Consider the following 17,770-nt stretch of genomic DNA (forward strand, 5'->3'; position numbering starts at 1 on the left):
TCGCCAGCGCCCCCCCCACCATGCCCCCGACCGTGCCCCGGATCGCCGAGCTTGAGGCTGCGGCGGCCTGGCGCACGGTCGATTTCATTTCTGACCTGCACCTGCACGAGGCCGAGCCCGCCACCTTCGACGCCTGGCGCCAGCACCTGCTCCATACGCCGGCCGATGCGGTGTTTCTGCTGGGTGACATCTTCGAGGTCTGGGTCGGTGATGACGCGGTGCAGCCCGGCAGTTTCGAGGCCGCCTGCCAGCAGGTCTTGCATGCGGCCAGCCAGCGCCTGGCGCTGTTTTTCATGGCCGGCAACCGCGACTTTCTGCTGGGCCCGCAATTTGCGCAGGCCTGCGGCATGACCCTGCTGGCCGACCCTTGTGTGCTGGTGTTTGAAGGCCGGCGCTGGCTGCTCAGCCATGGCGACGCCCTGTGCCTGGACGACCACGACTACATGCGCTTTCGCGCCGAAGTGCGCAGCCCCGCCTGGCAGCAGGCCTTTCTGGCCCGCCCCCTGCCCGAACGCCTGGCGCTGGCGCGCCAGCTGCGCGCCCAGAGCGAAGCGCGCAAACGCAGCGGCGACACCTATGCCGACCTGGACCCGGCCGCCACCCGGGCCTGGCTGCAGGCCGCCAACAGCCTCACAATGATCCATGGGCACACCCACCGCCCGGCCCGCCACCTGCTGGGCCAGGGCCTGAGCCGCGAAGTGCTCAGCGACTGGGACCTGCACGCGCCCGTGGCGCGTGCCGAGGTGCTGCGCCTGGAGGCCCACAGCCTGCATCGCGTCCCGCCCGCCCGACCGTGAACACCGCCCTGCCCCGCACAACCGGCCTTTGGCAGTGGCTGCGCCATTGGCTGGGCGCCCGGGTCCTGCCCCAAGCCCGCCCTGTACCCGAAGCCCTGTGGCAGGCCACGCTCGCCGCCCACCCTTTTCTGGCCGCCTTGGCGCCCGATGAACAGGCCGGCCTGCGCCGCTTGTGCGGGCACTTTCTGGCGCGCAAAGAGTTCCACGGCGCACACGGGCTGGCGGTGAGCGACGCCATGGCCCTGACGGTGGCCGCCCAGGCCTGCCTGCCCCTGCTGCATCTGGGGCCCGGTGCGGAGGCCCCCGGCGACCCGAGGGCCCTGGCCTGGTACGACGATTTTGTGGGCATCGTGCTGCACCCGGGCCTGGCCCTGGCGCGACGCGACTTCACCGACGACGACGGCATCGTCCACCAATGGCAGGAGGAATTGGCCGGCGAGGCCATGCCCGGTGGTCCGGTGATGCTGTCCTGGCCCGATGTGGCCGCCGCGGGTGACTCAGCCGCCCAGGGCTACAACGTGGTGATCCACGAGTTCATCCACAAGATGGACTTGCGCGACGGCGCAGCCGACGCCTGCCCGCCGCTGCCACCGGGCTTTCTGGGCCAGCGAGGCGGGCGCGCCGCTCGCCAGGCTTGGCTGGCCGTGCTGACGCCGGCCTGGGAGGGCTTTTGCGAGCAGGTGATCCGGGCCGAGCGCTTCGGCCAGCCCGAGCCCTGGCTGGACGCCTACGGCGCCCAGTCGCTCGACGAGTTCCTGGCCGTGGCCTGCGAGGCCTACTTTGTGAACCGGACCGAGTTCGGGCAGCACTTTCCGAGCCTGCTCACGCTGTTCGACGCTTTCTTCAGGCCAGCGCGCTGAGCCAGCGCGACAACTCGTCCAGCTCGGGCCGGCCGAGCGTGTGGCCACCCGGGAACCCTGCGCTGTGCACCTGCAAGGGCAAGGTGGCCGCATGGGCCACGATGCGCTCACTGTGAACCGCGGGCAACACCGCATCCTCGGTGCCATGGCTGACCCACAGACTGCGGCCCTGCAGGGCCTCGGCGGGGGCCTGCTCGGGCAGCACCTCGGGCAACAGGCGGCTGTGCAGCGACAGGGCCGCACGCAGGCTCTGGGGCCGGGTCAGCAACAGGCTCAGCCCCATGATGCCGCCCTGGCTGAAGCCGCCCACCACCACCCGCGAGGCGGGCACGCCCAGCTGGGTCGCCGCCCGGCTGACGGCCTGCTCGATCAAAGCCCGGCTGTGCTTCTCCTGGGCGGTGTTGATCACGCGCGAGCCATCGGCGGCCACCCCGAACTGAAACCAGGCCCAGGCATTCGGGCCCATGGGGTGCGGTGCACGCAGGCTCAGCAGGTGGTAGCGCGCAGGCACCCAGGGCGCAATGCCCATCAGGTCCTGCTCGTTGCTGCCCACGCCATGCATCAGCACCAGCAGCCAGGGCGGCTCGGTGCCCGGCGCGGCGGGGCGAAAATCAGCCTGCAGGCCCAGGTCATCAGGAAGGGAAGCCAAAGGGTTCAAAGGAGAGGTATCAGACATGGGGGGATTCTTCCAGGGTCAGGGTGTCCATGGCGAGCATGCTGTGCATGACCTCGCGGCTCACATAGTGGGGCCGGCTGGCCGCGGCGCCACCGGCGCCCAGGGCAAAGAACAACGGCAGAAAGTGGTCTTCGGTCGGATGGGCCCGCTGGGCATGGGGCGCCTGGCACCGGTAGTCGAGCAAGGCCGGCAGGTCGCCTCGCTCCAGGGCCGCCTCCACCCAGCGCGAGAACGCGCCGACGTAGGGGGCCGGTTCGCGCTCGCCACCAAAGAACTCTGCCAGGTTGTGCGTCATGCTGCCTGAGCCCAGCAGCAGCACACCTTCATCGCGCAAGGGGGCCAGGGCCTGCCCGAGGGCCAGCACCTCCGCAGGCCCCGCCGTGGCGGGCAACGACAGTTGCACCACCGGCACATCGGCCTGCGGAAACAGATGCATCAAGGGCACCCATGCCCCATGGTCAAAGGGGCGCTGCGCATCGGCCTGGGCGGGCAGACCGGCTGCCTGCAGCCGCTGCAGCACCGCTTCAGCCAGGGCCGGGTCGCCGGGCGCCGGGTACTGCAACGCGTACAGCGGGCGCGGGAAACCGCCAAAGTCATGCCAGGTGGCCGGCTGGCCGCCGGTCATCACCCGCAGCCCCTGGGACATCCAGTGCGGCGACAACACCACCACCCCGCGCACCGGCTGGCGGCGGCGCAACTCAGCGCCCAGGCGGGTCAGCGCCGGGCCGGTGTCACCGGGCTCCAGGGCAAACAAAGGGGCCCCGTGGGACACAAACAGGGCGGGCAGCCTCTGCCTATCGGATGTTTCCACTGGCTTTTCGGTGTTGTCAAATTGAGTGATCATGGTGTTAACGCTCCGGGAACTACTTTAGGCGTCGGCCATTCACAGACCAATCGGCAGCGCAACAATTGATTGTTGCGGCCCCATTGACAATCCCTCCCCACACGCCAGAGAGCCACCATGGATCAACTCCGTCAGATCGAAGCCTTCAACGCCGTCGTGCAGCACGGCAGTTTCGTCAAGGCCGCCGACCGGCTGGACCTGTCCAAGGCTGTGGTCTCGCGCCTGGTACTGGAACTGGAGGCCCGCCTGGGCACACGCCTGCTCAATCGCACCACCCGCAGGCTGTCGCTCACCGACTCGGGGGCGGCCTACCACGAGCGCTGCAAGCAGATCCTGGACGACCTGGCCGAGGCCAATGCCGAAGCCAGCGCCACCGCGGCACGCCCCACAGGCAAGCTGCGCATCAATGCACCGCTGAGCTTCGGCAACCTGCACCTGGCGCCGCTGTGGGGCGAGTTCCTCAAGCTGTACCCCGAGATCGAGCTGGACATCACCCTGAGCGACCGCGTGGTCGACCTGGTGGAGGAAGGCTTTGACCTGGGTGTGCGCATCGGCCGCCTGCAGGCCACCTCGCTGGTGGCCAGGCGCCTGGCCAGCGACCGCATGGTGCTGTGTGCCTCGCCAGGCTACCTGGCCCGCCACAGCCCCATCCAGAACCTGCAGGACCTCAGCGAACACAGTGTGATTGCCTACTCGTACTCCTCACTGGGCGCCACCTGGACCTTTGACAATGCCGACGGCAAGTCCGAGTCAGTGACCGTGCACCCGCGCCTGTGGGCCAACAGCGGTGACACCTGCCGTGCAGCCGCGCTGGCGGATCAGGGCGTGATCATGCAGCCCGCGTTCCTGGTCGGAGAGGACGTGCGCCAGGGCCAGCTGATCGAACTGCTGCCGAACTACCACCGCCCGCTGCTCGACATTCACGCCGTGTACCCCAGCCGCAAGCACCTGTCAGGCAAGGTGCGGGCCATGGTTGATTTCCTGGCCCAGGCCTTCATGCAGCCCGGCTGGGCCTGAGCCTGAACCGGCTCACCGTCAGGCCAGCGCGTTCATCAAGGCCGCATGGAAGGCCTCGGGGCGCTCGAACTGCACCCAGTGGCCCGCGTCCGGGATCAGGGTCATGCCCCTGAAATCACGGGCAGAGGCTGCAAAAGCAGCCTCCAGTTGGTGGATCCAGCTTTTGTAAAGCGCATCGTGGGCGCCGTAGATGGCGTGCACCGGGCAATTCAAGGCCGGCAGTGAACGCGCCAGGATGTCGGTGTGCGCCAGGCGCCGGCGTGGCAGGCGGTCGCGCATCACGTTGGCCACATGAAGTTGCAGCGCGAGGCCCTCGAGGCCATCAATCAAGGCCGTGTCATGCAACATCAAGGCGGCCAGGTTGTAGCGGTGGATATCGGCCTGCGCCGCCACGTCGGGCAGGTGCCGCCAGGCCTTGAGCTCGAACTGGCGCTGCGGCACCACCCCCATCGCAGGCGCCCCCACCAGCACCAGACGCGAGGCGGCGTCCGGGTGGGCGGCCAGCAGCAAGCCAGCCGTCATGCCCCCAAACGAGAAGCCGATCAGTTCGCAGACGCGATCGCCGAGCAAGGTGCGCAAACCCTGGTACAGCGGCTCGACCATGCTGTCGGCATCGCCGCCGAGCGGCGACACCGCGGAATCCCCAAAACCCGGCAGGTCCGGCACCCACAACTCGCGCCCTTCTTGCAACAGGGGCTCGATGTTGCGCACAAAGTGGGTCCAACTGCCGCTGCCGCCGTGGAACAGCACCAGGGGCGCCACGCCCGCACGGGGTTCACCCCAGACATGCCAGACCAGCTCCCCCTGGCCGCAGGGGGTGACGCAACGCGGCGCCTGGGCCCCCAGGCGACGCACCAGCTCGTGCAGGGGTTGATCGGGGCTGGCAGCGTTGGGGAACAGTTGATCCATCATCAGGGGCTCGCAAAAACAGGTTCAGGGGCCGGCCAATAAAGTGCAGGCCCCTCTCATCTCCTATTTTGCCGGGCTTTGCCCCGGGCCGGGGGACCCGGCCCACCCCGCCGCTCAGCCCCCTCGACCGACTCACTGCGCCCGGTTCAGCGCCAGCCGTGGTGGTGGTGGAAATGACCCCAGCCGCCGCCATACACCACTGGGGGCATGTAGACCGGGGCCGGGCGGTAATAGCTGCCGCCGCCGTAGTAGACCGGCGCCGGGGCGTAGGTTACAGGCGGCGGCGCATAGGCCACGGGCGGGGGAGCATAGACCACCGGGGGGGCGGCATAGGCCACCGGCGCCGCATAGACCGGTTGTGCCCCCACATACAGGGCCCCGCCGTTGGACACCCCGACGCTCACACCTGGAACACCCACGCCCACCGCCCAATTGACGCCGTGGGCCTGGGCAGGCGTGGCCATGGCCAGGAAAGCCAGGGCGGCCAGGCTGCAGCCTCCGGCCAGGGCACGCGCGCAGCGACTGAAGTTGCGCGTCACCGAGCGGACATCCGGGCGGACATTGAGGTTTTGCATGGCAGTCTCTCCTTCAGATCAAATAGCGATTCGGGGCGACCAAAGGCGGCCCTGAACCCCACAACGCGGCATGTGCCGGCTTCGTTGTCAGGTCATCGCCCTCTATTTGTTTCCAGGCGTTAACCAAGCCCCGTGGGCGCGCCCGCCTAAAATGGACGGATGAGTTCGAACACCCCCACCTCCGATTCCCCAGAGTCCGCCAAGCCCAGCCATTTCCTGCGCCAGATCATCGAACACGATCTGGCCCAAAAAACCTATGCCCAGCGTCATTGGGGCGGTACGCCGGGTGACGGGGCGCACCACGCCGCCGGCCCGCTGGACCCGGCACCGGTGCGGCTGCGCTTTCCGCCCGAACCCAATGGCTACCTGCACGTGGGCCATGCCAAGAGCATCTGCCTGAACTTCGGTCTGGCCCGCGACTACGGTGGCGTGTGCCACATGCGCTTTGACGACACCAACCCGGAAAAGGAAGACCAGGAGTACGTTGACTCCATCCTTGATGCCGTGAAATGGCTGGGCTTCGGCTGGGACAGCGCGATCGACGGCAAGACGACCTCGCACCTGTACCAGGCCAGCGACTACTTCGGCTTCATGTACCGGGCCGCCGAGGCCCTGATCGAGGCCGGTCACGCCTATGTGGACGAGCAAAGCGCCGAGGACATGCGCGCCAACCGGGGCGACTTCAGCAAGCCAGGGGTGGACAGCCCCTTCCGCAGCCGCACGCCCGCTGAAAACCTGGCGCGCTTCCGCGAGATGCGCGATGGCCAACTGCCTGACGGTGCTGCCGTGCTGCGCGCCAAGATCAACATGGCCTCGCCCAACATCAACCTGCGCGACCCGGCCATCTACCGCATCAAGCATGCCGAGCACCACAACACCGGCAACACCTGGTGCATCTACCCGATGTACACCTTTGCGCACCCGATCGAGGACGCTCTGGAAAACATCACCCACAGCATCTGCACGCTCGAGTTCGAAGACCAGCGCCCGTTCTACGACTGGTTGATGGAGCGCCTGATTGAAAGCGGCCTGCTGGTCTCGCCGCCGCCGCGCCAATACGAGTTCTCGCGCCTGAACCTGACCTATGTGATCACCAGCAAGCGCAAGCTGGCCCAACTGGTCAACGAACACCACGTCAGCGGCTGGGACGACCCGCGCATGCCCACCATCGTGGGCCTGCGCCGCCGCGGCTACACGCCCGAGGCCATCCAGCTGTTCTGCGAACGCATCGGCGTGACCAAGGACTACAGCTGGATCGACTACAGCACGCTTGAAGGCGCCCTGCGCGACGACCTGGACCACAAGGCGGCCCGCGCCATGGCTGTGCTCGACCCGGTGAAGCTGGTCATCACCAACTGGGATGCCCTGATGGGCGCCGGCACGCTGGACGCCTGCAGCGCGCCGGTCCACCCGCATCACCCCGAGTTGGGCCGCCGCGAATTCCAGTTCGGCCGCGAACTCTGGATCGAGCGCGGCGACTACGAAGACACCCCGCCCAAGGGCTACCACCGCCTGTACCCCGGCAACAAGGTGCGCCTGAAGTACGGCCATGTGATCGAATGCAAGGGTGCCCTGCGTGACGCCGAAGGCCGCATCACCGAGGTGCAGGCCGAGCTGGTGCCCGACACCAAGAGCGGCACCCCTGGCGCCGACGCGATCAAGGTCAAGGGCGTGATCACCTGGGTGGGGGCCGCCGATGGCGTGGCCGCCGAGATCCGGCTGTACGACCGCCTGTTCAGCGAAGCCCAGCCCGACGCCGGCGGCAAAGACTTCCTGGCCAGCCTCAACCCCAACAGCCTGAGCGTGGTGCAAGGCTTTGTGGAGCCCGCCCTGGCGGCCTGCGCCGCAGGCACCCAGTTCCAGTTTGAGCGCCATGGCTACTTTGTGGCCGACCGGGTGGACCACCAGGCCGGCAAGCCCGTGTTCAACCGCGCCGTCGGCCTGAAAGACAGCTGGGGCAAGTAAACGCACACCGGCTTGTCCGTTTTTCCCGACACTCTTGAGTCAGGTCAATGGACAGGCCCGGGTTTGGCCCGGATGATCGGGTTTGTAAATTTTTGTTACCAATTCGATCATGATCTCCACTTTCAAAACCCTCGCTCTGTCTGCCCTGCTGTTTGCCGGGGCCACCGCCTCGATGGGCGCCCACGCCGGGGCCGCCGATTTCACGCTGGTCAACCGCACCGGCTACTCGATCTCTGAGGTCTACATCTCGGCTGCCAACAAAGACGCCTGGGGCAAGGACCGCATGGGCGACGGCACGCTGGACAACAGCAAGGCCAAGCTGTTCCGTTTCTCGGATGCCGCCAACTGCGTGCAGGACATCAAGGTGGTGTTCGAAGACGATGGCTCTGAAGTGGTGTGGGAAGACATCGACCTGTGCGAAGTGCACAAGATCACCCTGCGCTACAACCGCAAGACCCGCGTGGTCTCGGCCGAGACCGAATAAGTCGGCTCCCACCGCCGCTTGCAGGCGGGGCTAGAACAGCCCCGCCGCGATGTTGATCATCATCGCCAGCACGGTGGTGTTGAACAGAAACGACAAAATGCAGTGCACGGTACCAATGCGGCGCATGGCCCGTGAGCTGAAGCTCACATCGGCCGTCTGCCCCGAAGTGCCGATGACCGCCGCGAAATAGAAGAAATCGCTGTACGCCGGAGCTTCGTCGCCCGGAAACAGCAGCCCGGGCGGATCGCCCCGCCACTGGGCCGCATGGAACTGGTGCGCGTAATGCAGCGCAAACATCGTCTGGGTGAACAGCCAACTGCTCAGAATCGTCAGCACCGACAGGCCGATGTGCCAGGCTCGGGTGGCCCCCTCCAAGCCCTTGGCCACCGACAGCTCGGCCACGATGGACAGCAGGCACACCACCGCCGACAGCACCACCAGGGCCAGGATGGTCATCTCGCCCTCGTCCTGGCGCAACGCCCGATGGCGGATCTGCTCCGGCTGTGCCCCACTCATCATGTGCAGGGCCAGCAGCAGGTACAGAATGGCCCCCGCGTTCCAGCCCATCACACAGGCCGTCAAGGTGCGCATGGGCATGAACAACGCCAGCGCAGCGGCTACCACCAGCCCCAGCCCGATCGAGCTGAACAGCCTGGGCCGCACCCGCACCATGAGTGACAGGCGGGTCAACAGACGACGACGCGATGGGGAGGGTGAGGACAGGTTCATGGCGGGACCGGAAGCACTGAGAACAGGCGAAGCAGGCCCGATCATGCCCCAATCCGCGCCGCAACCCTGCCCGGATCCCGCGCCTGATCCTGCGCAAACAAAGGCCGAAAGGCAGCCCCACGGCGCGGATGCCCTTTCGCCATGCCTTACCATGCAGCCTCAGGCGTCACTCCGATGCCTGCCACGGAGGCACCATGGCCAAAGGCGAGCAACGCAGCAACAAGATGGCGAAGAAGCCCAAGAAGGACACTTCGACCACCAGCAAACCCTCGGTTTCTGACCGGCCCATGCCTCCGGTCACCACCGTGATTCCGCGCGGCAAGGTCAAGGACAAATAAGCCCTGCCCGACAGACGATGTACCCCGGAGAGCGCCTCAACAGCAGCACCCACCTGATCGGCACCGTGCTGGCCATCGCCGGCCTGGTGGCGCTGGTGGTCATGGCCAGCCTGCAGGCCGACCCCTGGAAGATCGTGAGCTTCAGCCTGTACGGCGCCACCCTTGTGCTGCTGTACGGCGTGTCCACCCTGTACCACAGCGTGCGCGGGCGGGCCAAAGCCTGGCTGCAGAAATGTGACCACTCGGCCATCTACCTGCTGATTGCCGGCAGCTACACGCCATTTTCATTGGTCACCCTGCGCGGGCCCTGGGGCTGGAGCCTGTTCGGCGTCAGCTGGGGCCTGGCCCTGTTCGGCATCGTGCAGGAACTGACCCTGGGCCGGCGCACCCGCGTGCTGTCCATGCTGCTGTACGTGGTGATGGGCTGGCTGGTGCTGGTCGCGGCCCTGCCCCTGGTGGCGGCACTGCCGCTGGGTGGGCTGATCTGGCTCGCCCTGGGCGGTGTCTGCTACAGCGTGGGCGTCTACTGGTTCATCCATGACGAGAAGATCCGCCACGGTCACGGCATCTGGCACCTGTTCGTGCTGGCCGGCAGCGCCTGCCAGTTCATCAGCGTGGCGGCCTATGTGGCCTGATTCTTGAAAGACCCGGGCATCCCCCCTGCGGCCTGGCAGTGGGTTCAACCCTGAATGCCTGCCCTGGATGCCTGCCTTGATCCCGAAAACGCCCTCTCCCCTGAGCCTGCCCGTGCTGCTGCTGATGTCAGTGGCCGCAGGGCTGTGCGCGGGCGGCAATTACTTCAACCAACCCCTGCTGCATTCGATCGCTCTGGGCCTGCAGGTGAGCGAGGCGCAGGCGGCCCTGACCGTCACCCTGGCCCAGGTGTCGTATGCCCTGGGCCTGTTGCTGCTGGTGCCTCTGGGCGACATGCTGGAGCGGCGGCGCCTGGCCGTCACGCTGATGCTGCTGGCGGCCGCCGGCCAGTTCATCAGTGGCTGGGCCCCCAGCCTGCCCTGGCTGGCGGCGGGCACGGTGATGGCCGGCCTGTTTTCAGTGGCGGCCCAGGTGCTGGTGCCCATGGCGGCCACACTGGCCGCCCCCGGGCGCAGCGGCTGGGCGGTGGGCGTGGTCATGAGCGGCCTGCTCACGGGCATCCTCGGCGCCCGCAGTGCGGCGGGCCTGCTGTCTGCGCTGGGCGGCTGGAGCACGGTCTACAAGGTGGCAGGGGGGTTGATGCTGGTCGTGGCGCTGGCCCTGTGGCGCCAGTTGCCCACGTCGCGCAACGAGGGGCAGGTGAGCTACACCCAGGTGCTGCGCTCGCTGGGCACCTTGCTGGCCCGCCACCCGCGCCTGCGCAGCCGCTCGCTGATCGGCGGCCTGGCCTTTGCGTCGGTCAGCGTGCTGTTCTCGACCATGGCGCTGCTGCTGTCGGGCCCCGCCCACGGCCTGAGTGACAGCGCCATCGGGCTGTGCGGCCTGGTGGCTGTGGCCGGCGCCCTGATGGCCAGCGTGGTGGGCAAGCTGTCGGACCGGGGCTGGGCGCAGGCCACCACGGCGGTGGCAGCCGCGCTGTTGCTGCTGGGTTGGGGCTGTCTGTGGCTGGGTGAAGCCAGCCTGCCCTGGTTCCTGGCCGGTCTGCTGCTGGTCGACCTGGCCTTGCAGGGCATGCACATCAGCAACCAGAACGTGGTGTATGGCCTGGAGCCCCCGTCACGCTCCCGCCTGAACGCGGTCTACATGACCAGCTATTTCATCGGAGCCGCCTCGGGCTCGGCCCTGGGCTCGCTGGCCTGGCAGCACGGCGGCTGGCACAGCACCTGCACCCTGGGCGCCGGGTTGGTCCTCAGCACCTGGGCCGCGCTGGGACTGGACCAGCGGCTGGCGCAGCGTCGCTGAGCCCAGGACGACTCACCAGCGCTGCTGGCGGGTCTTGCGCCCGGGCGCCTTGCGGGCCACGTCAAAGGCCTCTTTGCGGGCCGTGCGTTCGGCGTCAAGTTGCTTGCCCTCGGCCAGCCAACGCGCAAATTCCTCAGGATTTTCCAGGCTGATCCGGCCCAGGATGCCGGTGCGGAAGTCGGTGATCACGATCTCGGCAGCTTTCTGCTCGTTGATGCGACCGCCCGCCAGCAAGGCACCCCGCTTGCGCCCGATGGCCACCAGCAGGTCTTCGTCCGACATCCCGGCCACGCTGCCGGGGGGCAGGCCCAATTGGTAGCGGGCCTCGAGTGCGGGCGCATAGTGCTGTTTCAGGTAGCTCAGCAGCTCCAGCGCCACCTCGGCATCATCAAAGGCATTGCGCCCCACCGCGCCACTGGCGGCCAGGTTGTAGCCACTCTGGGCCACGATGATGCGCGGCCACAGCACGCCTGGCGTGTCATACAGGTAGAAGCCGTCTTCAAGCACATAGCGCTGCTCGGTCTTGGTGACGCCGGCCTCGTCGGCCGCCTTGGCCGACTTCTTGCCCACCAGGGTGTTGATCAGGGTCGATTTGCCCACGTTGGGGATGCCGCAGATCAGCACCCGCATCGGCTTGGCGAGACTGATGCCCCGGGTGGGCGCCAGCACGCGACAGGCCTCAACCAGCGCACGCGCCGGGGCCGCGTTCTGCTTGTCCAGGGCGATGGCCCGGGTGCCCGGCTGGGCGTTGTAATGGGCCAGCCAAGCCTCGGTGTGCACCGGGTCGGCCAGGTCGCTCTTGTTGAGCACCTTGAGAGCGGGCTTGACCGCCGTCAGCCCCACCAGCATGGGGTTGGCACTGGAGCCCGGCAGGCGGGCATCCAGCATCTCGATCACCACATCGATTTCCTTGATGCGCTCCCCGATCGCCTTGCGCGTGAGGTGCATGTGACCGGGAAACCACTGGATGGCCATGAGAGGGCTTTCTTGCTGTGCGAACGGGACGAACGGGGGCGCAATTCTAACCAGGCACCGCCCCAAGAACCTACCCAAGCACCGCCGCAGCCGGCAGCTGCAGGCCCAGCCGGTCTGGCGACACGTATTGCTCACGGTAGGCCTCGAAGCTCAGCACATCGGCCGCCTCGATGGCGCGCTGGTCGGCCACCGACTTCTGGCTCAAGGCCAGGAAGCGGGCCTGCTGCTCGAACGACCAGGGCTGGGCCAGCAAGGTGTCGCGGGTGGCCAGCGATCGTTCACGCACAAAGCGCACAAAGCTGTTGTCGCAGGCGGCCATGCTTTGCAGCACACGGGCCGACGGGGTTTGCGTGGGATCGGCCAGCAAGGCGTGCGCAGCCGCCACGGCCTGGCCGTAATCCGTGCTGCGGTGCGCCGCATCCAGGGCCGCGGCCATGGGCTCGCACTGGGCCAGGATCTCGCGCCCCCAGTCGACCAACGACTGCTCACCACCGGCCCGGCGCAGGGTCAGGCCGGGCTCGCGGCCGCGGGCAGCGGTGTGGTGCTGGTTGTGCTTGAGTTCGGCGATCTCGGCCGGGGTGTCCGGCGGGCTGTCGGCCAGCAAGCACTGCAGCAGGAACACATCCAGGAAGCGCATGGTCTGCGCCGTGATGCCCACCGGCACAAAGGGGTCGAGATCCATCAGGCGCACTTCCACATACTCGACACCGCGCTCGCGCAGCGCATGCAGCGGGCGCTCACCCGGGAAGATGGTGCGCTTGGGGCGGATGGTGCCGTAGAACTCGTTCTCGATCTGCAGCAAGGTGGTCGAGAGCTGGTTGTAGTCACCCCCCGGGTTGCGGATGCCCACCGTCTCGTAGGCCGGGTAGGGGCGGGTCAGGGCCTCGTGCAGCGAGGCGGCATAGCCCTCCAGGCTGTTGTAACTGACGGCCAGCGTGGCCTGGGCATCGCTTTGGTAGCCCAGTCGGCCCATGCGCAACGAGGTGCCATGCGGCATGTACAACGCGCTGTCGCTGAGGGTCTGCAGTTCGTGCTCGCGCCCGCTCACAAAGGTGGGACACAGCGCCGGTGAAGCCCCGAACAGGTACAGCAGCAAAAAGGCCTGACGGCGGAAATTGCGGATCAGGCCGAAATACTGCTCGCTGCTCACCCCGGGCAGCGACCAGTTGTAATGGATGCCCGAGATGGTCTGCATGCGCCGCCCGTAGCGGTGGCCCAGGCCCATTCGGTACACGCTCTTGGCGCGGCCCACGTTGGAAGAGCCGTAACGCGCCAGCGGGATGGTTTCATCGGTGGGCAGGCCGCAGGGCATGCTGGAAACCCACAGCATCTCGTCGCCCTGCTCGCGCAGCACGCGGTACACAAACTGGTGCACCTGGGTGAGTTCATCCAGGCAGTCCTCCACCCGGGCGTGGGCGCTGGTGATCAGTTCGACCTGCGACTCGCTGTAATCGGTGGTGATGGACGGGTGGGTGAGCGCCGAGCCCAGAGCCTGGGGGTGCGGCGTCAGGGCCAGACCGCCTTCGGGCAGGGCCCGCAGGCTTTCTTTTTCAATGCCACGGCGGATGCCGCCCAGTCGTGCGGGGGTCAGGGCGTTGAGGCGGGCCTGCAATGAGCTCATGTCGGGGGACCTTGTCTTTGTGTTGCGGCGGAACTTATCACGGTCTGCTGACAGTTGCAGCCACCTGCCTCAAGCCAGCCCGCGCCGCGGGGCAAAAATGGCCCGGCCTGCAGGAAAGTCGATTCTGGGATGGTGACTGAGCCCGGGAAGCGGCACACAACTTGGGTACCATCGCCACGCGCACAGGGCCGAACACCCCGTGCGTCGGCCCATCCGGGCCCCAATGCCCCACCCACCTGGAGATCTGGCCATGGCCATGGACGTCATCGATTACGAAATTCGCGGCTCTGAAATGCAGTTTGTCGAGGTCGAGCTCGACCCTGGCGAAGCCGCCATCGGCGAAGCCGGCAGCATGATGTTCATGGACGCCGGCATCTCCATGGACACCGTGTTCGGCGACGGCAGTGCCCAGCAAGGCGGCTTTTTTGGCAAGCTGCTGGGGGCCGGCAAGCGCCTGGTCACCGGTGAATCGCTGTTTACCACCATCTACACCAACCAGGCCACGCAAAAGCTGCGCGTGGCCTTTGCCGCGCCCTACCCCGGCAAGATCCTGCCGATGGACCTGCGCCAGCTGGGTGGCACCCTGATCTGCCAGAAAGATGCCTTTCTGTGCGCGGCGCGCGGCGTGTCGCTGGGCATCGCGGTGCAGCAGAAGCTGAGCACGGGCTTTTTTGGCGGCGAGGGTTTCATCATGCAAAGGCTGGACGGCGACGGCCTGGCCTTCGTGCACGCGGGCGGTACCGTGGTTCGGCGCGAACTGCAGGCCGGCCAGACCCTGCTGGTGGACACCGGCTGTGTGGTGGCCTACACGCCCAGCGTGGCGTTTGAGATCCAGTACGTGGGCAAGATCAAGACGGCGCTGTTCGGCGGCGAAGGGCTGTTCCTGGCCAAGATGACCGGGCCGGGCACCGTGTGGCTGCAAAGCCTGCCCTTCTCGCGCCTGGCCTCGCGGATCTTTGCCGCTGCGCCGCAGCGCGGGGGCTCCAAGGAGGAAGGCTCGCTGCTGGGTGGCCTGGCCGGCGGCAGCCTGCTGGGTGGGTTGCTGGGTGGTAACGACGAAGACTGATGGCCCCCACGGTCGTGCCCTTCGTGTCACTCCCACGTGCGGCCGCGAGACGCGGACGCTCTTCGCCCTGTCCAGCCCTGCGCAGGCAGGCCTGGAGCCGCAGGGCTCAGCCCCCCAGGGGGGCCGCAGACCGCCTTGGGGCGGCCCGGCGGCGGGCTGACCGCTTCGTTTTAGGCCTTGCTCAATCAAATAAGGGGACCTGACGGTCCCCTTCGACGCTGAACCCGGAGGCAGTTGGGCTGGCTCTGCCCTGCGCCAGCAGGCCTGGAGCCGCAGGGCTCAGCGTTGGGCGGCCATGGCCTTGCCGACTTCGTTGGTGCCCTGGGCAGCGCCGCTTTGGGGCACTTGCTCGCCGTGGCGGTCGGTCACCTCGGCCAGGCGGGCGGCGAGGCGTTCGGGGGTGTCTTCGGTCAGGCCCAGGTGCACGCCCTCGGTCAGGGTGATGTGGGCGGCCTCGTAGGTGCCGGCACCGGCGCACAGGATGGTGCGGGTGGGGGCGGTCTCGGCAGCCAGCACCAGCATGGCGGGGACCACGGCCTCGGGTCGGAGGGCGGCCAGCACCTCGGCGGGCATCAGGCCTTCGGTCATGCGCGTGGCCGCGGTGGGGGCCAGGCAATTGACGTGGATGTTGTTCTTGGCACCTTCGAGGCTCAGGGTCTGCATCAGGCCCACCAGTGCCAGCTTGGCAGCGCCATAGTTGCTCTGGCCGAAGTTGCCATACAGGCCACTGGAGGAGGTGGTCATCACGATGCGGCCATATTTCTGGGCGTTCATGTGCGGCCAGACCGCCTTGGTGCAGTTGACGGCGCCCATCAGGTGCACATCGACCACCAGGCGGAAGTCGGCCAGCTCCATCTTGGAGAAGCTCTTGTCACGCAGGATGCCGGCGTTGTTGACCAGGATGTCGATCCGGCCCCAGGCGTCGATGGCCTGCTGCACCATGGCCTCAACGGCGGCGAAGTCAGTCACCGAGGCCCCGTTGGCGATGGCCTCGCCGCCTGCGGCACGGATCTCATCCACCACGGCTTGCGCGGCCGTCACCGAACCACCGGCACCGTCCAGAGCGCCCCCCAGGTCGTTGACCACCACCTTGGCGCCCCGCCGGGCCAGGGCCAGGGCGTGCTGTTTGCCCAGGCCGCCACCGGCGCCGGTCACGATGGCCACGCGGCCGGTGAAATCGAGCTTGCTCATGAGATGTCTTCCTTGTCTTGGAGTGGATCGGCAAAAATCTATCTGTAACCGGCCAGTTTAAGAGCCCACCCAGGCCCCGTCGTGCACGTGGGTGACAAAGCGATCCCGCCTTGCTGGCTGGCCCGTGAATTGACGCGCACAATGTCGCCCGCCATGTCCAAGAAATCCAAGACCCCTGCCCGCGCCACCCCGGCGCCCACCAATGCCACGTCGCGTCGCCAGCCTGCGGCCAACAAGCTGCTGCTCCACAAGGGCGTGTTGTGCGCGCTGATTGGCCTGGCCGTGCTGATCTCTCCGCATTTCATCCAGTCACCGGCCCTGCAGCAGGCGGTGGGTGGCTCATCGTTGGTGGGCTGGTTCAGCCTGGTGCTGGGCCTGGCCTTCGTGGGCCAATACCTCTGGCAGCGCCGAAACCGCGAACGCTGAAGTGCCCTGACGGGCCCTGCGGGGGCCCTAGAATGCACCATATTGATGCATTCATCAAAAAATCGGCCACGCATCGACAGCCGCACATCCCGCGCCGCTCACGAGCAATCCTATCAATTTAACCATTTATCCAGAGAAAGACGGTAAACTTGATGGATATGAAAATCACGCCGACCCTGGCGCGTTTTTCGCTGGCATTGCCGTCATGGCCTCGTTCACCTCATGCGATTCCTGAACCAATCGATCATCGCCTTTCTGATGGTCACGGCCGCGTCCATCGCCGCCGTGCTCCTGTTCACGACCTGGCGGGCCAATCGGCACATGGCCGGGGTGCGGTGGTTTGCAGGTGCAGGGGCCACGGGTGCAGTCGGCTTCTTTCTGGCCACCCTGCCCCCACCCCGCACGGACGGCCCTGATTGGCCCCTGCTGATCAACGGGGGCTTTGTGTTTGCCGCCCTGCTGATGGTGCTGGAAGGATCGCTGCGCTTCATGCAACGGCCGTCCAAACTGCGCTGGCAGGCTGGGCTGGTGCTGGTGCCCGTGTTCGTGCTGCTGAACTGGTGGTACGAAGATGAGATGCTGGCGCAACGCATCTTCCACGATGCGGCCTACTCGGTGGTGGTGCTGGTCGCGGCCTTCACGATGCTGCGGCCGGTGAAGGGTGATGATCGGATGATCAACAGCCTGGTCGCCTTCTTCCTGATGGGCATTGCGGGCGCCATGGCAGCCCGCAGCCTGGTGGCCGCCCAGGTGGCCAGCCCCGAGGCCTTGCAGAACCACCCCATCCACTCCCTGACGCTGGCCGTGGTGGTGCTGAGCATCATGGGCTGGACCTACAGCGTGCACATGGCCTGCTATGTGCGCTCCCAGGCCTCGCTGCGGCTCATGCTGAACAAGGACCCCGTCACCGGCTTGAGCGGCCGCCAGCGCATGGTCGATTTCATCCAACGCGAGATCGCCCGAAGCGAGCGATCGGGAATTCGTTTCAGCTACCTGCTCGTCGATCTGAACGAGTTCCACCGCCCCGGCCGACACAACGACAGCGCCCTGCGAGACGAAGTGCTGGTGGCGCTGAGCAAACGCCTGGACGAATACGCCCGTGATGCCGACTTTGCCAGCCCGCTGGGTGAAGACCTTTTCGGAGTGGTCTTGCACCACACCCCCACCCAGGAGCACCTGCGGGGCGCGGTGGCCCGCTTGCGCAACCTGCTGGCCCAACCCCTGGAGGTTCGCAACACGCCCGTCCAGCTCGACATCAGCCTGGGCATGGCCATGTGGCCCACCGATGGTCAGACGCTGGAAGCGCTGGAAAACATCGCCACCCAACGCATGCAGGCCGAGAAGTTCTCGATGTTCAAGCCCTACGTGCAAAGCGAAGGCCTGCGCACCGGCTGAGCCGGG

19 protein-coding genes are annotated in these 17,770 nt (G+C 67.1%); 11 read left to right on the forward strand and 8 right to left on the reverse strand.

The window, feature by feature from the left end:
• The first annotated feature begins 20 nt into the window (after positions 1-20).
• Both AC07VS_RS12215 and AC07VS_RS12220 read left to right on the forward strand, forming a co-directional pair.
• Positions 21-797: a UDP-2,3-diacylglucosamine diphosphatase gene (locus AC07VS_RS12215; protein ID WP_492348798.1), complete on the forward strand. Its 777-nt coding sequence runs from the start codon at positions 21-23 to the stop codon at positions 795-797.
• Positions 794-1,657 (forward strand): M90 family metallopeptidase, encoded by an 864-nt coding sequence (locus AC07VS_RS12220; RefSeq protein WP_492348797.1) that lies wholly within the window; start codon positions 794-796, stop codon positions 1,655-1,657. Before AC07VS_RS12215 ends, AC07VS_RS12220 begins: the two co-directional genes overlap by 4 nt.
• On the opposite strand, the gene AC07VS_RS12225 is transcribed toward AC07VS_RS12220, so the two are convergent.
• The gene (locus tag AC07VS_RS12225; RefSeq protein WP_492348796.1) at positions 1,641-2,333 is read right to left on the reverse strand and encodes an alpha/beta hydrolase; all 693 of its coding nucleotides are present in this window, start codon (positions 2,331-2,333) and stop codon (positions 1,641-1,643) included. The genes AC07VS_RS12220 and AC07VS_RS12225 overlap by 17 nt on opposite strands.
• Positions 2,326-3,177: a DODA-type extradiol aromatic ring-opening family dioxygenase gene (locus AC07VS_RS12230; RefSeq protein ID WP_492348795.1), complete on the reverse strand. Its 852-nt coding sequence runs from the start codon at positions 3,175-3,177 to the stop codon at positions 2,326-2,328. Before AC07VS_RS12230 ends, AC07VS_RS12225 begins: the two co-directional genes overlap by 8 nt.
• 117 nt (positions 3,178-3,294) lie before the next feature.
• On the opposite strand from AC07VS_RS12230, the gene AC07VS_RS12235 reads away from it, so the two are divergent.
• The gene (locus AC07VS_RS12235; RefSeq protein WP_492348794.1) at positions 3,295-4,194 is read left to right on the forward strand and encodes a LysR family transcriptional regulator; all 900 of its coding nucleotides are present in this window, start codon (positions 3,295-3,297) and stop codon (positions 4,192-4,194) included.
• A gap of 18 nt (positions 4,195-4,212) precedes the next feature.
• On the opposite strand, the gene AC07VS_RS12240 is transcribed toward AC07VS_RS12235, so the two are convergent.
• Positions 4,213-5,106: an alpha/beta fold hydrolase gene (locus tag AC07VS_RS12240; protein ID WP_494751059.1), complete on the reverse strand. Its 894-nt coding sequence runs from the start codon at positions 5,104-5,106 to the stop codon at positions 4,213-4,215.
• A 143-nt stretch (positions 5,107-5,249) separates the two neighbouring features.
• The gene (locus tag AC07VS_RS12245; protein WP_492348792.1) at positions 5,250-5,678 is read right to left on the reverse strand and encodes a hypothetical protein; all 429 of its coding nucleotides are present in this window, start codon (positions 5,676-5,678) and stop codon (positions 5,250-5,252) included.
• A 159-nt stretch (positions 5,679-5,837) separates the two neighbouring features.
• Here AC07VS_RS12245 and AC07VS_RS12250 point away from each other — a divergent pair, with 159 nt between their 5' ends.
• Both AC07VS_RS12250 and AC07VS_RS12255 read left to right on the forward strand, forming a co-directional pair.
• The gene (locus tag AC07VS_RS12250; RefSeq protein ID WP_492348791.1) at positions 5,838-7,643 is read left to right on the forward strand and encodes a glutamine--tRNA ligase/YqeY domain fusion protein; all 1,806 of its coding nucleotides are present in this window, start codon (positions 5,838-5,840) and stop codon (positions 7,641-7,643) included.
• 109 nt (positions 7,644-7,752) lie between these two features.
• Positions 7,753-8,127: a hypothetical protein gene (locus AC07VS_RS12255; protein WP_494751060.1), complete on the forward strand. Its 375-nt coding sequence runs from the start codon at positions 7,753-7,755 to the stop codon at positions 8,125-8,127.
• Between the two features lie 30 nt (positions 8,128-8,157).
• Here AC07VS_RS12255 and AC07VS_RS12260 read toward each other — a convergent pair whose 3' ends face one another.
• On the reverse strand, positions 8,158-8,856 hold the full coding sequence (locus tag AC07VS_RS12260) for a DUF1345 domain-containing protein (RefSeq protein ID WP_492348789.1): 699 nt from the start codon (positions 8,854-8,856) through the stop codon (positions 8,158-8,160).
• A 194-nt stretch (positions 8,857-9,050) separates the two neighbouring features.
• Here AC07VS_RS12260 and AC07VS_RS12265 point away from each other — a divergent pair, with 194 nt between their 5' ends.
• The 3 genes from AC07VS_RS12265 (at position 9,051) to AC07VS_RS12275 (ending at position 11,090) form a co-directional block, all read left to right on the forward strand.
• The gene (locus AC07VS_RS12265; RefSeq protein WP_492348788.1) at positions 9,051-9,194 is read left to right on the forward strand and encodes a hypothetical protein; all 144 of its coding nucleotides are present in this window, start codon (positions 9,051-9,053) and stop codon (positions 9,192-9,194) included.
• 17 nt (positions 9,195-9,211) lie between these two features.
• On the forward strand, positions 9,212-9,829 hold the full coding sequence (gene trhA / locus AC07VS_RS12270) for a PAQR family membrane homeostasis protein TrhA (protein ID WP_494751061.1): 618 nt from the start codon (positions 9,212-9,214) through the stop codon (positions 9,827-9,829).
• A 67-nt stretch (positions 9,830-9,896) separates the two neighbouring features.
• Positions 9,897-11,090, forward strand: a complete 1,194-nt coding sequence (locus AC07VS_RS12275; protein WP_494751062.1) for an MFS transporter — start codon at positions 9,897-9,899, stop codon at positions 11,088-11,090.
• A gap of 12 nt (positions 11,091-11,102) precedes the next feature.
• Here AC07VS_RS12275 and ylqF read toward each other — a convergent pair whose 3' ends face one another.
• Both ylqF and gshA read right to left on the reverse strand, forming a co-directional pair.
• The gene (ylqF, locus tag AC07VS_RS12280) at positions 11,103-12,065 is read right to left on the reverse strand and encodes a ribosome biogenesis GTPase YlqF (protein WP_492348785.1); all 963 of its coding nucleotides are present in this window, start codon (positions 12,063-12,065) and stop codon (positions 11,103-11,105) included.
• 70 nt (positions 12,066-12,135) lie between these two features.
• The gene (gene gshA, locus AC07VS_RS12285) at positions 12,136-13,686 is read right to left on the reverse strand and encodes a glutamate--cysteine ligase (RefSeq protein ID WP_494751063.1); all 1,551 of its coding nucleotides are present in this window, start codon (positions 13,684-13,686) and stop codon (positions 12,136-12,138) included.
• A gap of 250 nt (positions 13,687-13,936) precedes the next feature.
• Between gshA and AC07VS_RS12290 the strand changes: the two genes are divergently transcribed.
• Positions 13,937-14,752 (forward strand): TIGR00266 family protein, encoded by an 816-nt coding sequence (locus AC07VS_RS12290; protein WP_494751064.1) that lies wholly within the window; start codon positions 13,937-13,939, stop codon positions 14,750-14,752.
• Between the two features lie 279 nt (positions 14,753-15,031).
• Here AC07VS_RS12290 and AC07VS_RS12295 read toward each other — a convergent pair whose 3' ends face one another.
• The gene (locus tag AC07VS_RS12295; protein WP_494655453.1) at positions 15,032-15,943 is read right to left on the reverse strand and encodes an SDR family NAD(P)-dependent oxidoreductase; all 912 of its coding nucleotides are present in this window, start codon (positions 15,941-15,943) and stop codon (positions 15,032-15,034) included.
• A gap of 153 nt (positions 15,944-16,096) precedes the next feature.
• Between AC07VS_RS12295 and AC07VS_RS12300 the strand changes: the two genes are divergently transcribed.
• Together AC07VS_RS12300 and AC07VS_RS12305 are read left to right on the forward strand one after the other, a co-directional pair.
• Positions 16,097-16,369, forward strand: coding sequence for a hypothetical protein (locus AC07VS_RS12300; protein WP_492348781.1), 273 nt, complete (start codon positions 16,097-16,099; stop codon positions 16,367-16,369).
• A gap of 222 nt (positions 16,370-16,591) precedes the next feature.
• Positions 16,592-17,764 (forward strand): GGDEF domain-containing protein, encoded by a 1,173-nt coding sequence (locus AC07VS_RS12305; RefSeq protein WP_492348780.1) that lies wholly within the window; start codon positions 16,592-16,594, stop codon positions 17,762-17,764.
• The last annotated feature ends 6 nt before the right edge of the window (positions 17,765-17,770 follow it).

The sequence above is a fragment of the Curvibacter sp. GW821-FHT01G03 genome (assembly GCF_059422285.1).